The organism is Paenibacillus sp. lzh-N1, assembly GCF_002872435.1.
Classification (GTDB): Bacteria; Bacillota; Bacilli; order Paenibacillales; family Paenibacillaceae; genus Paenibacillus; species Paenibacillus polymyxa_C.
This window is the reverse complement of the sequence record NZ_CP025696.1, coordinates 2,366,005-2,379,654: the sequence shown is the minus strand read 5'-3', so window position 1 is coordinate 2,379,654 and position 13,650 is coordinate 2,366,005. Positions and strand designations below refer to the sequence as shown.

At 45.4% G+C, this 13,650-nt stretch carries 9 protein-coding genes, 1 tRNA gene and 1 rRNA gene; all 11 read right to left on the bottom strand.

The features are described from left to right. Positions 1-153: 153 nt before the first annotated feature. The 11 genes from C0638_RS10720 to rfbD all read right to left on the bottom strand — a co-directional run bounded on the left by C0638_RS10720 (position 154) and on the right by rfbD (position 13,650). Positions 154-229: transfer RNA gene (locus C0638_RS10720), tRNA-Ala, on the bottom strand. Positions 230-326: 97 nt separating this feature from the next. Further along, a 16S ribosomal RNA gene (locus tag C0638_RS10715) occupies positions 327-1,880 on the bottom strand. A 373-nt stretch (positions 1,881-2,253) separates the two neighbouring features. Beyond that, positions 2,254-4,269 carry an NAD-dependent DNA ligase LigA gene (ligA, locus tag C0638_RS10710; RefSeq protein WP_064961729.1) on the bottom strand — a complete coding sequence of 672 codons (2,016 nt, stop codon included), beginning with the start codon at positions 4,267-4,269 and terminating at the stop codon, positions 2,254-2,256. 94 nt (positions 4,270-4,363) lie between these two features. Further along, complete coding sequence (gene pcrA / locus C0638_RS10705; RefSeq protein ID WP_013373298.1) at positions 4,364-6,688, bottom strand: DNA helicase PcrA; 2,325 nt, start codon at positions 6,686-6,688, stop codon at positions 4,364-4,366. Between the two features lie 42 nt (positions 6,689-6,730). Beyond that, positions 6,731-7,441: a heptaprenylglyceryl phosphate synthase gene (locus C0638_RS10700; RefSeq protein ID WP_013373299.1), complete on the bottom strand. Its 711-nt coding sequence runs from the start codon at positions 7,439-7,441 to the stop codon at positions 6,731-6,733. 126 nt (positions 7,442-7,567) lie between these two features. Next, on the bottom strand, positions 7,568-8,440 hold the full coding sequence (locus tag C0638_RS10695) for a phosphatidylinositol-specific phospholipase C/glycerophosphodiester phosphodiesterase family protein (RefSeq protein ID WP_102163489.1): 873 nt from the start codon (positions 8,438-8,440) through the stop codon (positions 7,568-7,570). A 221-nt stretch (positions 8,441-8,661) separates the two neighbouring features. After that, positions 8,662-10,062: an undecaprenyl-phosphate glucose phosphotransferase gene (locus C0638_RS10690; RefSeq protein ID WP_013373301.1), complete on the bottom strand. Its 1,401-nt coding sequence runs from the start codon at positions 10,060-10,062 to the stop codon at positions 8,662-8,664. Continuing rightward, entirely contained in the window at positions 10,059-10,967 is a 909-nt protein-coding gene (locus tag C0638_RS10685) for a glycosyltransferase family 2 protein (RefSeq protein ID WP_058712367.1), read from the bottom strand. The genes C0638_RS10690 and C0638_RS10685 overlap by 4 nt, the downstream gene beginning before the upstream one ends. A 370-nt stretch (positions 10,968-11,337) precedes the next feature. Next, positions 11,338-11,394, bottom strand: a complete 57-nt coding sequence (locus tag C0638_RS26155; RefSeq protein WP_413782955.1) for a hypothetical protein — start codon at positions 11,392-11,394, stop codon at positions 11,338-11,340. A 158-nt stretch (positions 11,395-11,552) separates the two neighbouring features. Continuing rightward, positions 11,553-12,515, bottom strand: coding sequence for a glycosyltransferase family 2 protein (locus C0638_RS10680; protein WP_102163487.1), 963 nt, complete (start codon positions 12,513-12,515; stop codon positions 11,553-11,555). Between the two features lie 271 nt (positions 12,516-12,786). Then, positions 12,787-13,650, bottom strand: coding sequence for a dTDP-4-dehydrorhamnose reductase (gene rfbD, locus C0638_RS10675; protein ID WP_058712584.1), 864 nt, complete (start codon positions 13,648-13,650; stop codon positions 12,787-12,789).

The following is a 13,650-nucleotide window of genomic DNA, read 5'->3' as shown; positions in this document are numbered from 1 at the left end:
TTATTTCACTTGTTTACACAAGATCAGCTTAAAGGAATATTCTAAAACGCAATTTCGTTTCGGTATCCAGTTTTCAAGGTGCAAAGCTGTGTGATTATCAATTAACTCCTGAAGAGTTAATGATCTTCAAACAATTATAGATGAAATTGTAATTGGTGGAGCCAAGCGGGATCGAACCGCTGACCTCCTGCGTGCAAGGCAGGCGCTCTCCCAGCTGAGCTATGGCCCCTCACAAGTTCCATCAAAACTGAACAAATGGAATGATGAACTGTTGAAGCTCTGCTTCATATTTGAATGTTTCCATTGCAGGAAACGATTCTCCATAGAAAGGAGGTGATCCAGCCGCACCTTCCGATACGGCTACCTTGTTACGACTTCACCCCAATCATCTACCCCACCTTCGGCGGCTGGCTCCTTGCGGTTACCTCACCGACTTCGGGTGTTGTAAACTCTCGTGGTGTGACGGGCGGTGTGTACAAGACCCGGGAACGTATTCACCGCGGCATGCTGATCCGCGATTACTAGCAATTCCGACTTCATGTAGGCGAGTTGCAGCCTACAATCCGAACTGAGACCGGCTTTTCTAGGATTGGCTCCAGATCGCTCCTTCGCTTCCCGTTGTACCGGCCATTGTAGTACGTGTGTAGCCCAGGTCATAAGGGGCATGATGATTTGACGTCATCCCCACCTTCCTCCGGTTTGTCACCGGCAGTCTGCTTAGAGTGCCCAGCTTGACCTGCTGGCAACTAAGCATAAGGGTTGCGCTCGTTGCGGGACTTAACCCAACATCTCACGACACGAGCTGACGACAACCATGCACCACCTGTCTCCTCTGTCCCGAAGGAAAGGTCTATCTCTAGACCGGTCAGAGGGATGTCAAGACCTGGTAAGGTTCTTCGCGTTGCTTCGAATTAAACCACATACTCCACTGCTTGTGCGGGTCCCCGTCAATTCCTTTGAGTTTCAGTCTTGCGACCGTACTCCCCAGGCGGAATGCTTAATGTGTTAACTTCGGCACCAAGGGTATCGAAACCCCTAACACCTAGCATTCATCGTTTACGGCGTGGACTACCAGGGTATCTAATCCTGTTTGCTCCCCACGCTTTCGCGCCTCAGCGTCAGTTACAGCCCAGAGAGTCGCCTTCGCCACTGGTGTTCCTCCACATCTCTACGCATTTCACCGCTACACGTGGAATTCCACTCTCCTCTTCTGCACTCAAGCTCTCCAGTTTCCAGTGCGACCCGAAGTTGAGCCTCGGGATTAAACACCAGACTTAAAGAGCCGCCTGCGCGCGCTTTACGCCCAATAATTCCGGACAACGCTTGCCCCCTACGTATTACCGCGGCTGCTGGCACGTAGTTAGCCGGGGCTTTCTTCTCAGGTACCGTCACTCTTGTAGCAGTTACTCTACAAGACGTTCTTCCCTGGCAACAGAGCTTTACGATCCGAAAACCTTCATCACTCACGCGGCGTTGCTCCGTCAGGCTTTCGCCCATTGCGGAAGATTCCCTACTGCTGCCTCCCGTAGGAGTCTGGGCCGTGTCTCAGTCCCAGTGTGGCCGATCACCCTCTCAGGTCGGCTACGCATCGTCGCCTTGGTAGGCCTTTACCCCACCAACTAGCTAATGCGCCGCAGGCCCATCCACAAGTGACAGATTGCTCCGCCTTTCCTCCTTCTCCCATGCAGGAAAAGGATGTATCGGGTATTAGCTACCGTTTCCGGTAGTTATCCCTGTCTTGTGGGCAGGTTGCCTACGTGTTACTCACCCGTCCGCCGCTAGGTTATTTAGAAGCAAGCTTCTAAATAACCTCGCTCGACTTGCATGTATTAGGCACGCCGCCAGCGTTCGTCCTGAGCCAGGATCAAACTCTCCATTAAAGACCAACCGAAGTTGGTTATAGAAAGAGCGATTAGCTCATTTTTAAAGCTAGCGATTCTTCTTTATAAAAGAAGTAATCTTTATTCATCATCCATTTGTTCAGTTTTCAAAGAACTTGTCTGTCTTCGTTTGTTTAACGAGTCAGGAATTAGATCATATCATGTTAGTTACTTACTTGTCAAATCTTTTTTTGATTATCTTTTCAACAACCTCGCTTCAAGAAATGCTATTCTCAAAGCAACGTCTAATAATATATCATGTCTAAAGTTATTTAGCAAGCACTTTTTTATACTCTTGTTCTTTACTACATAACAGATAATAAGGCAGCCACTCCGCTCTGGAACGGAATGACTGCCCTCATTACAAAAACTATTATTCTTGTTCTAACAGTCTGATGAATTCATCCTCATCTTCTATGGTGTCGATTCCGAGCTGTTGTGCCTTAGCCAGCTTGCTCCCAGCCTTTTCACCAGCTATGACTAGATCCGTCTTTTTCGATACAGATCCGGCAACTTTGGCTCCCAGCGCCTCCAACCTTGATGCAGCTTCATCACGCGTAAGCTGATGCAAGGTACCTGTAAGCACAACCGTTTTCCCACTGAAAAAGCTGTCTGTCTTTTTCACCTGTGGAGCTTCGGGGGCCTGAGCTTTTACTCCTAGAGACAGCATCTTTTCAATCCCTGCTTGAGTAAATGGATCGGCAAAGAATGCAACAATGCTTTCAGCTACAATCCCACCTACATCCGGCAGTTCTATCAGTTCATCCACCGTAGCGGACATCGTCTTGTGCAAATCACGATAGTGTTCAGCCAGCATGCGTGTCGTCGCTTTACCGGTATTCGGTATGCCCAGAGCATAAAGGAAAGAGGCCAAATCTCTCTCCTTACTCTTTTCAAGTGCCACCAAGAGGTTATTGGCCTTTTTCTCACCAAACCGCTCCAGCTTCACAAGATCATCATATTGCAGTGTATACAGATCCGCAGGTTCACGAACTCCCAATTCATCATGCAGTTGGATAGCTGTTTTGTCACTGAACGTCTCAATGTCCATGGCATCACGTGATGCAAAATGGGAAATGCGGGCCACAATTTGTGGTTTACAACCTAGCTTATTGTCACAAAATAAATGGGCGCCTCGCTGCTGCAACGGAAATCCACAAGCTGGACAATGCTCTGGAACAACAATTTCCTCCCCATCGTTCTCAGATGTTACTTTTCCCAAAATCTCAGGAATAACATCGTTTGAGCGACGAATAAACACACGCGCCCCCAAGGCAAACTTCAGGTTCTTACGCTCGATATCACCAGCATTGTTCAGCGTACAATTTTGTACAGTGACTCCCGCCAGCTCTACCGGTTCTACCCTAGCCAGTGGAGTGATCTTCCCGGTTCTTCCTACATTCCACTCGACCGAGTTAAGCACCGTAGTCGTTTCCTCTGCTTCGAACTTATATGCCACCGCCCAGCGTGGGAATTTATCGGTATATCCGAGAACCTCACGTGTGCGCATATCTGTAATTTTCAATACTGCCCCATCAATAAGATAATCCAAACCGGCACGGGATTCTTCAATCTCAATTAACTGCTCCATTACATCATCAAAATTATCAAAGTAAGTTAGGTATGGGTTTACCTTGAAATGATTTTCACGCAGGAAGGTCATCATCTCCTGGTGGCTGTTAAACTGAATACGGTCCGCATAGCCTACATTATAGAAAAATGCATTCAAACGCCGCTCTGCTGTTACTTTGGGATTCAAGTTACGCAAAGCCCCTGCTGCGGCATTTCGTGCATTTTTAAGAGGCTCTACGGCCTTCTCATTATAATTGGACAGTACGGAGAGATTCATGATCCCTTCTCCCTGCACCTCAATAGTTCCATTTTGAAAAGGAATTTTAAGTGGCACGGATTTAATCGTCTTTACCTGTGCCAGTATCCCCTCACCTACCACACCATTACCACGGGTAGAAGCCTGCACCAGTTGTCCATCCGTGTACGTCAGGTTCAGCGTCAGTCCATCAAATTTTAGTTCTATCGCATAGCCTGGAGATGGCAAGGGTTGCTCCGGGTTCTTGGTATTGTAATCATTGACCAGCTTCACGACACGCGCGTTCCATGCACGCAGCTGCTCCATATTCTGAGCTTTATCAAGGCTCCATAATGGAGCGAGGTGGCGATGCGGTGTGAAGCCCTTGAGTATCTCCCCGCCCACACGCTGTGTTGGCGAATCTGGCAGAACAAGACCGCTTGTTTGTTCAAGCGCTACCAGTTCGTCATAAAGCACATCATATTCTTTGTCGCTGATCTGGGGGTCATCCAATGTATAGTAGTGATAGTTATATGTGTTCAGTTCAGCAACAAGCTGCTCCATCCTGTGCATTGGGTTCATGCAGGCGTATCCCTCCGGGAACTTCATTAGGGCAGAGACCTAAGCCAAGCTGCCCTATGAGGTTCGAGATTTAATGAAATTTGAGATTTGAGATTTACTCTACTTTTGTAATCGGCGCAAATCCAGCCAACAGTCGCTTAACCCCTACCGGAGCAGGGAAAGCAATCTGAAGTTCCATATCATTGCCCGTCCCTTTTACAGCTACAATGGTTCCAATTCCCCATTTGCCATGCTGTACCTTGTCTCCGGCAGCAAAAATGGATGGACCTCCTGTCGAAGCAGTCGAAGTTGGTTTTGCGGGCGAGGAAGTGGTCACTGTTACGCGGGGCGACGCGGAGGCAGACGAGCCACTACGGCTCATCGTATCAAACGAGCGCTCTCCACCAAAGTTGCTGCCACTGCTTTTGCCCAGTCCGCGACCACCATAAGATCCTCCTACATTGCCTGAACGACGGTAGCGGTCACGCTTGATGATCGTATCTTCTTTTAACTCATCCGGAATCTCTTCGAGAAAGCGGGAAGGCGGGTTAGCTGTGGTACGTCCAAACAGAGTGCGCATCTGTGCGCATGTGAGGAACAACTGCTCCTCAGCACGGGTAATCCCGACGTACGCCAATCTGCGCTCTTCCTCCAGCTCTTCATTATCCAAAAAGGCCCTGCTGTGAGGGAATACCCCTTCCTCCATCCCAACGATAAATACGATAGGAAACTCCAGTCCTTTAGCGCTATGCATGGTCATTAATACAACCGCATCACTCTGCTCCTCTTCATCGTCATTCATGGAATCAATATCGGCAATTAGAGCAAGATCGGTCAGGAAGGAAACAAGTGACTTGTCTTCCGTTCCTTTTTCAAATTCCATAGTTACCGACAGGAACTCATCAATATTCTCCAAACGCGAGCGTGACTCGAGTGTATTCTCGTTTTGCAGTTCTAATCGATATTGGGTGGTTTCCAGCATTTTTTCGGTCAGCTCAGTAACTGACAGATAATCCACCATCCGACTTAAACCCTCGATCATATCGTAAAACTCTACAAGCGCATTGCGCGTGCGTCCAGCAAAGCCTAAGTCATCTACCACTTGAAGTACACGGAAAATTGAAACGCCACGTTCCGCTGCAGCTGCCTGCAATTTGCCGACCGTTGTGTCGCCGATGCTTCGTTTCGGTACATTAATGATTCGGATCAAGCTGATGTCGTCGTCAGGATTGGACAGTAGGCGAAGATACGCCAGTAAATCCTTAATCTCTTTACGATCATAGAACTTGATTCCGCCCACGATTTGGTAAGGAATATCCGATTTAATCAAAATTTCCTCGACTACCCGGGACTGGGCATTCGTACGGTACAAAATAGCATGATGGCTATAGGTTTTGCCCGCCTTAATATTCTTATGAATTTCTGAGGCGATAAAGTAGCCTTCGTCATGTTCGGAGTCAGCACGATAAACCTTAATCTTGGCACCGCCTTCTTTGTCGGTCCATAGTTTTTTCGGCTTACGGCCTGTATTTTGGCCAATGACTTCGTTAGCTGCATTAAGAATATTCGAAGTTGAGCGATAGTTCTGCTCCAACAAAATCGTACGTGCTTCTGGGTAATCCTCTTCAAAGTTCAAAATGTTGCTAATATCCGCCCCCCGCCACCGATAGATGGATTGGTCGCTGTCACCTACAACGCATAGCCGGTGATGCTTGTCAGCCAGCATTTTGCACAGCATGTACTGCGCACGGTTCGTATCCTGATATTCATCAACATGAATGTATTGAAATTTCTTTTGGTAGAAATCAAGCACCTCAGGCACTTCTTTAAAGAGCTGAATCGTTGCCATGATCAGATCATCAAAATCAAGAGAGTTGTTATTTTTGAGCCGTTGTTGATACTTGGTATATACCTTCGCCACAATTCCTTCAAAATAATCGCCAATCTTGCGCTCATACATTTCGGGAGTGACCAATTCATTTTTAGCCGTACTCATCATAGACTGAACCGCTTTGGGTTCAAACTTCTTAGTATCTATATTCAAGTCCTTCATGCAGCTCCGAATGACAGACAATTGATCCGTAGAATCCAAGATGCTGAAATTGGAGGTAAATCCGATCCGCTCAATATCCCGGCGTAAAATACGCACACACATGGAGTGAAAGGTGGATACCCACACATCTCTCCCCTGCGGGCCAATTAGCTTGGATACGCGATCCTGCATTTCACGCGCGGCCTTATTCGTAAAGGTAATCGCCAAAATACCCCATGGAGCCGTCTTGCGGGTCGCAATGAGGTAAGCTATTCGGTGCGTGAGCACCCGTGTCTTACCACTGCCTGCGCCAGCCATAATCAGCAGCGGACCATCTACCGCCTCCACGGCCTGACGCTGAGGCTGATTAAGGCGCGCTACCGCCTCGTGTATATCTATTGATTGCATGCGTGCATGCTCCTTTCCCTAAGCTTTCATAAAATTCACGCTCTATACTTCCAATTTCACAGCTACCGTCTCCAGCGCTTTCGCCAAATCACGATAAATAATGTTTCCTACTACAATGGTGTCACAAACAGCTGCCGCTTGTAACGCGGTAGATTTATCCACGATCCCTCCTCCGTATAGGACACGAGATCGCTCCATACCACGATGTATTTGTTGTACCAGCTCCATATCTCCAAAGACACCGCTATATTCCACATATACAATCGGTAGATGCATAAGCTTGTCAGCAATCTGTGCATATGAAGCGGCAGCAGAAGCACTCAGCGAAGTATCCGCACTGGTAAGCTTAGCGACGGTGGAATCACCGTTCAAAACAATATATCCTTCCGTCACAAGCAAATCCCAAGGGATCATATAACCAAATTGCTCAATCGCACGTTGGTGCTGGCCCATGATCCAATTACTGTCACTGGTATTCAGCACCATGGGAATCATATATAGATCAAACCCCGGCACTACAGCTTCCAGATCGGATACCTCAAGCACACACGGCACCTCGTAACGCCGAACCCGTGACAGCAAATCCACCGTATTTTCATACGTTACGCCCGATGAACCGCCTACCATAATGGCGTCCGTACCAGACATACACACGGCATCAAGCGCTTCATCATTCAGTTCCTTGTCAGGATCAAGCTTAAATACATGCCTCCATGATTGAATTGAATCTGCCAACACACATTCCTCCAGCATCCATTGCTTTTGTCATCATCCAGACGAGCCGAATTTTAATATCCAAAAGCGTTCTATGCTAAGTCTATGACAGTGCTTAAAAGGTGTCAATGTTCGTATCAAATGGGAACACCGAGTTCAGACAGCTTATGGTCTCAGCGCATACAACCAACTGCCTCTACTAAGTTCTTTTTCCGTTAAAACATCTGTATAGAAACCTCTTACACCCATCTGTTCGTACTCAGTAGCATCCTTCAACTCGTTAATCGTATTTACATAGCACACTGCCCCTGCCTGACGCAGACTTTCAACTAAGGCACCACTCACGCGATTTTCCGGTAAAGTTACTGCCGTTATATCATGTTGTTGAACAAATTGAATGATCTGGTCATCCGTATCCTCTGTAGCATAGAGCGTATAAATAATGGATGTATAAGGATAGATACTCCGCAATGTTTGCAGCATTTCCTCATTATAAATTTGAGGGACAATACGAGATAAAAGTTCGGGATTTTTCTCCTGAGCCTGAAGGGTCAGTTGTGCAAACAACCGTTTGATTTGGGCAGAGTCCTGCTCTTTCGTATCGGTCACAATATAGGCATCCGGGTACTTTTCCAATAAATCCAATACATCCTTCCAATCTAGTGGAGTATAGGAACCGTGTATAGGGGTGTTTTTAAATTGATAATAGCTCCAGGGCTTTCCGCCCTGCTCTGTAGCAACTGCGTGTTCCTGTTGCATTTGTTTTGTAAAGGATTCTGTCCATTCATGGCGTGCCACCAAATGTCCATCCGAAGTAAACATCAGGTCGACCTCGAATACACGGCTGCCTTTTTTATAATTTTCTACAAACGCTTCACGCGCATTGGTATAAGCCAAACCATCAACGGCTCCCATGGCATGCGAAATTACGCGGTGTGTGGTAAAGCCAGTATGTTCTTCTGTAGATTGTCCTTTGTAAGCCAGTAAAAATGTACCGATTAACATTAAAAGAATAACCGCAGCAATCACTCGTTTCATAGGGTGTCACATCCTTTTCGTACAGGTCAATACCCTACATACACCTACTCAAAACAGATCTATATCAGCTGAACTAAAAAATGTACATATAAGTAGGCAAAATAGTACTGAACTGGTGAAGCGCGTATTCATTGGCCTTATTATTGAAATCTCGGGACGTTGGCTATGGAAGTGTAATAGACACAAAAATACCCTCCGGCTAAGCCGAAGGGCGCTCTGAATTAATAAGCGTTTTTGAAGCCGTTACGGATTGTACGAAAAATAATTTTAATATCGAATAAGAGCGACCAGTTCTCAATATAGAAGATGTCGTGCTTAATCCGTTCCTCAATAGATGTATCTCCACGTAAACCGTTACTCTGTGCCCAACCTGTAATTCCAGGACGAACATGATGCTTCACCATGTATTTTGGAATTTCCTCACGGAATTGATCCACATAATAGGGCCGTTCCGGACGTGGACCAACGACACTCATATCACCTAACAGTACGTTGAAAAACTGTGGCAGCTCATCGAGACTCGTTTTACGAATAAAAGTACCAAAACGTGTGCGTCTTGGGTCATTAGCAGTCGTCCAGCCCGTATCTTCAGTTCCAGGTGGCAGTACCCTCATCGAACGAAATTTGTACATCCGGAAGGTGCGACGATTCAAGCCTACCCGCTCCTGCTTAAAAATAATGGGGCCTCTCGATGTGACCTTCACACCAATCGCCACGGCCAGCATAATGGGAGAGGTCAGAATAATGGCGAATAAAGAAAATAAAATATCAAACAGACGCTTAAACAATCGATTCCCTGCTACATCCAGTGGAATATCTCGTACATTGATCATCGGCATACCTGCAAAGTTGTCAAAGTAAGGTCGTGCCGGCAAATAATCAAAGAAATCGGGAATAATAAGCGTGCGTACTCCAGCCTTTTCACACATGTTGATAATCTTGGGATACTTATCATGAGCATCCAGCGGCAGCGCCAGAATGACCTCATCAATCATCAGGCGTGACAGCGTTGCCTCCAACTGATCTAATCCTCCAAGAATCGGACGAAAATGAGCTTCTTCCTCTTCGTTCCAATGCCGTTTATCATCTAGAAATCCCACTACTTCATAACCTAAATCAGGATATTGTCCAAGATTATGATAAAATCGTTGGCCTAAAGAACCTGCTCCAAGAATGAGCATGAATTGCTTATTGTATCCTTTTTGACGGAGAATTTTAAGAATTTGCTTCAAAAAATAACGATAAAACAAAATAATCAGCACATTACCAACCATATAGATCGCCAGGTAGGACCGCGAGATGTCGATTTGCTTTACGAAAAACATTACACTCAACAGCACAAACAGACCAACAATGTGAATCTGGGTAACGCGAAATACATCATCTGCAAACCTCTTTTTGCGCTTTGGCGAATAGAGTGAGAATAACATCCCCAGCACTACAGCAATCAGACCGTATATTAAGCTCCACCCTCCATATACTTGAATAGGAAGCGGCTCTTTATAAGTGATCCATTCACTTTCAAATTTGAAAAACCAAGCGATCAGAAAAGATAACTGAATGACCGCGAAATCCGCCACAATATATAATTGGGTTAAAAAACGCTGATTTCTGCGTATCATGCTTTCACCTCAGTACGAGATTGTTCCCCGCCGTCCGGCTTAACCGGTGCAGACAACTTATTTTTAAGAAAAGCCATTCCAAACTTCACCGTAATTCCCGTATATACAGCCATGTTGGTGATCCAGCTGTATTGCTGTTTATAATGCTTACGATGAAATACCCACATCGCTCTATGAAACTCATAAATAATTTTCAAAGGACGACGGCGAGCACTGCCTCCTTTGATATGAATAATATATGTGCGTGGGTAGTAGTAAATGCCCCAACCGGCTTGTTTAATCCGATAACACCAGTCTATATCCTCACCATACATAAAAAAGGTTTCGTCCAATCCGCCGACCTGGTCAATCGTCTCCTTACGCACCAGGATAAAAGCACCAACCAGTACATCTACAGGATACTCATCATCGGGGCTTAGATGCCCAAGCTGATATTGGTTGTACTTCGGGTTATCCGGGTAACGCTTCGACCAGCCGAAAGCATAGTAAAAAGACGCCGACGGCGTTGGAAACCCTCGCTTACAAGCCTTGTCTAGCGAGCCATCCGGCAGAATGACCTTACAGCCCGATGCCCCCATCTCCGGGTGTGTATCCATAAACTGAATCATTGTATCCAGCGTATCCGGCTGCACCAACGTATCGGAGTTCAATAGCAATACATAACGCCCGCTAGCTACTTCCATCCCCTGATTGTTCGCCTTGGCAAACCCTGTATTATCCTTATTAGCTATCAATGTAATATCCGGGTACGCAGCACGAATAGCCTCAACAGACCCGTCACTGGAGTGATTATCGATAACAATCACTTCATATCGATACTGCGTCTTTGACGCATACACTGACTGCAAACAATCCAGCGTCAATCGACACGTATTATAGTTGACGACCAGTATGCTTACATCCATATTTAAAACGCTCCTGACAAATTCAGTAATCTATTCTACTATCGCCTATTATAGCATACCGCGCAGGCCACGGGGCGCAAAAAAGCACATAACTTGTAACCTTGCATAGTTAGTAGAATTTCACAAAATTCGATTCCAGTCGCTCCAAAGTGCAAATATAGACAAACGAAACCATTTTGATCTATATATTGTTCATTGGAAGTCGTTTATTAGATTTTTGTAAAATCCTCGGTTGAGGTCTAAATTTCATCGTGGTAAGATATACATGGAAAAAGGGCTGGTGCCAGCCAGCCCCGCGCAACCAACGCTCCAAGAGCGGACGGTTTTAGAACAATCAGGCCGAAAATAGACCCTTCCTTGCGGGGGCGGTCTATTTTCGTTTGTTAAACTCTAACAGTGTGACGATTAACGCCCCGAACGTCAGCATTAAACTGAGCGCCTCAAACACTGTCACAGGCTTCACCCCCCTCCTCGGGAGAGTTAGCCGACCGCCCTTGCCAGCTCTATCGGTTGCACGTTTCAATTATACTATATATTTCCAAAAAGGAACACGCATTCGATGGGTTTTTCAGTAAATCAATGTATTTATTGAATTTTTGATTTATCTTGATGATGACGAAGGGCAATCTTCTTTCTAAGTTGACTTCTTTTCTCCCTAAGCTCGGGCAGTTCTTTGAAAAAAGTCTTCCAAGCTACTAGCACTTTTGGCTCTCTGAAAAGGAAATAGAGATTACTTGCTATCTCATATGAAAGGAGAGAAATAATATTTTTCATCCAATTTGAGAAAGTATCATTTTTATATATCATCTTATAACGATTAATATATGAAAGTCTTCGCACAAACAATGTTTGGGATGTACGACTCGCTTCCTTCCAACCACGTTCATGGTAGGCTATCGCTCGAGCATCATAGTAAGCCTCCCAGCCAAGTAAGGCTGCCCGCCACGCCACATCCACATCTTCTTTGTACGCAAAAAAACTATCATCATAAAACTCCCCATTTAGAGCGATATCATTAATCATTCGCCTGGAGTACATCGCAGCTGCACCAGAAACGCCAAATACTTTCCCTGATTCAGACCACAGTACTGAAGGTTCTCCTGCTCCACGATCAAAGGCTCTTCTAGCAGAATTCATAACAATACCCGTGCTATCGATCATCTCCCGGTTCGCCTTACGCAGTAATTGACCTGTAGCACTTCCTATGTGCTGATTGTGCTCCATCACTGCAACCAAGCGCTCAACGTAATCAGAGCCTATAGTAACATCTGGATTAAGTACTAGCACGTAATCCGTATCGTTCAACGCTATAGCCTGATTATGACCAGGTGCAAAACCGACATTTTGAACATTAGGGATGAATTTGAGTTTTGAACCAAACAAATGGGCTACTTCTTTAACCTTATCTTTCGTATGATCCTTAGACTGGTTATCTATAACAACCACTGCTTGTAGGGGGTAGCTTTGCATACTGACAGCCTTTAAGCACTCTTTGATATCTTCTTCACTGTTATACGTTACAATATGAACACTTACGGATTTAATCATAGATTACAAGTTCCTCATTTATAAGATTTTGGCGTATATACTCCAATTGTCCTTATACCTATCATAGTTCAAACCAGTATAATTTCAAAGAGTTGTTGTAATCAGCAAAGTGTTTACATTATATCTATCAGACGCAGCAACATGGAAAATGTTTCAATAAAATAAAAAAAGTCGAGTATCAACCCGACTTTCAAATAACTTATTTGAAATCAGTACTACCTAAGGTAAGACTATTTTGAATTTTCACTTGAGTTAGCAGAATTAGTTATGATTAGCTAATATACTCTTTCAGGAAATCCCGCAATGCTTCACGCCAATCACGCAAATCACGCAGCCCATTCGTCCGGATTGCAATATGCTCCATAACCGAATTACGCGGGCGAGCTGCAGGTCTAGGAAATTGTTCCGTACTACATGGCTCCAAGGTGGCCCTAATTTTAGTGCCTAGAAATTCTATCGCATCTTGAAAAATTGCTTGTGTAAATTCATACCAGGTGCAAGAACCGCTATTGGATGCATGATATACGCCATACTTCTCCGTTTGAATCAATTCCGCCAAAAAACGTGCCAAATCCACCGTATAGGTAGGTGAACCCTTCTGATCATTTACCACCTGAAGCTGCGACTTCTCTTGTCCAAGCTTCAACATGGTTTTAACGAAATTGTTCCCGTACAACCCATAGACCCATGACGTACGAACAATAAAGTACCTAGAGGAAAGCGTCTCGGTTAACACCTCTCCCGCCCGTTTGGACTTCCCATAGATACTCTGTGGATTCGTATTATCATATTCGTGATAAGGCTGCTCGGCGGTCCCATCAAATACATAATCTGTACTGATATAAACCAGTTTAGCTCCTACTTCTTCTGCAGCCAGTACCATATTACGTGTTCCTGCCGCATTTACTTGATAAGCTGTATCCATATCAGTCTCCGCCGCATCCACCGCTGTATACGCTGCACAGTGGATTATGGCATCAGACTGATATTGTCCTACTATTTTCATCGTCTGGTCCATATCCGTAATATCCAGCTGTTCCCGATCATAGCCAACAACATCATGTCCCTGCTCTTGGAAGACCTTTACCACATCCTTGCCGAGTTGGCCAGATGCTCCAGTAACCAATACCTTCAT

What these genes read in the sequence shown, in the direction of transcription:
- C0638_RS10700 (WP_013373299.1), bottom strand. Translation starts at nt 7,441, where the DNA reads ATGCTGGAGGAATGTGTGTTGGCAGATTCAATTCAATCATGGAGGCAT.
- C0638_RS10680 (WP_102163487.1), bottom strand. Translation starts at nt 12,515, where the DNA reads ATGATTAAATCCGTAAGTGTTCATATTGTAACGTATAACAGTGAAGAA.
- rfbD (WP_058712584.1), bottom strand. Translation starts at nt 13,650, where the DNA reads ATGAAGGTATTGGTTACTGGAGCATCTGGCCAACTCGGCAAGGATGTG.
- C0638_RS10685 (WP_058712367.1), bottom strand. Translation starts at nt 10,967, where the DNA reads ATGGATGTAAGCATACTGGTCGTCAACTATAATACGTGTCGATTGACG.
- C0638_RS10695 (WP_102163489.1), bottom strand. Translation starts at nt 8,440, where the DNA reads ATGAAACGAGTGATTGCTGCGGTTATTCTTTTAATGTTAATCGGTACA.
- ligA (WP_064961729.1), bottom strand. Translation starts at nt 4,269, where the DNA reads ATGAACCCAATGCACAGGATGGAGCAGCTTGTTGCTGAACTGAACACA.
- C0638_RS10690 (WP_013373301.1), bottom strand. Translation starts at nt 10,062, where the DNA reads ATGATACGCAGAAATCAGCGTTTTTTAACCCAATTATATATTGTGGCG.
- pcrA (WP_013373298.1), bottom strand. Translation starts at nt 6,688, where the DNA reads ATGCAATCAATAGATATACACGAGGCGGTAGCGCGCCTTAATCAGCCT.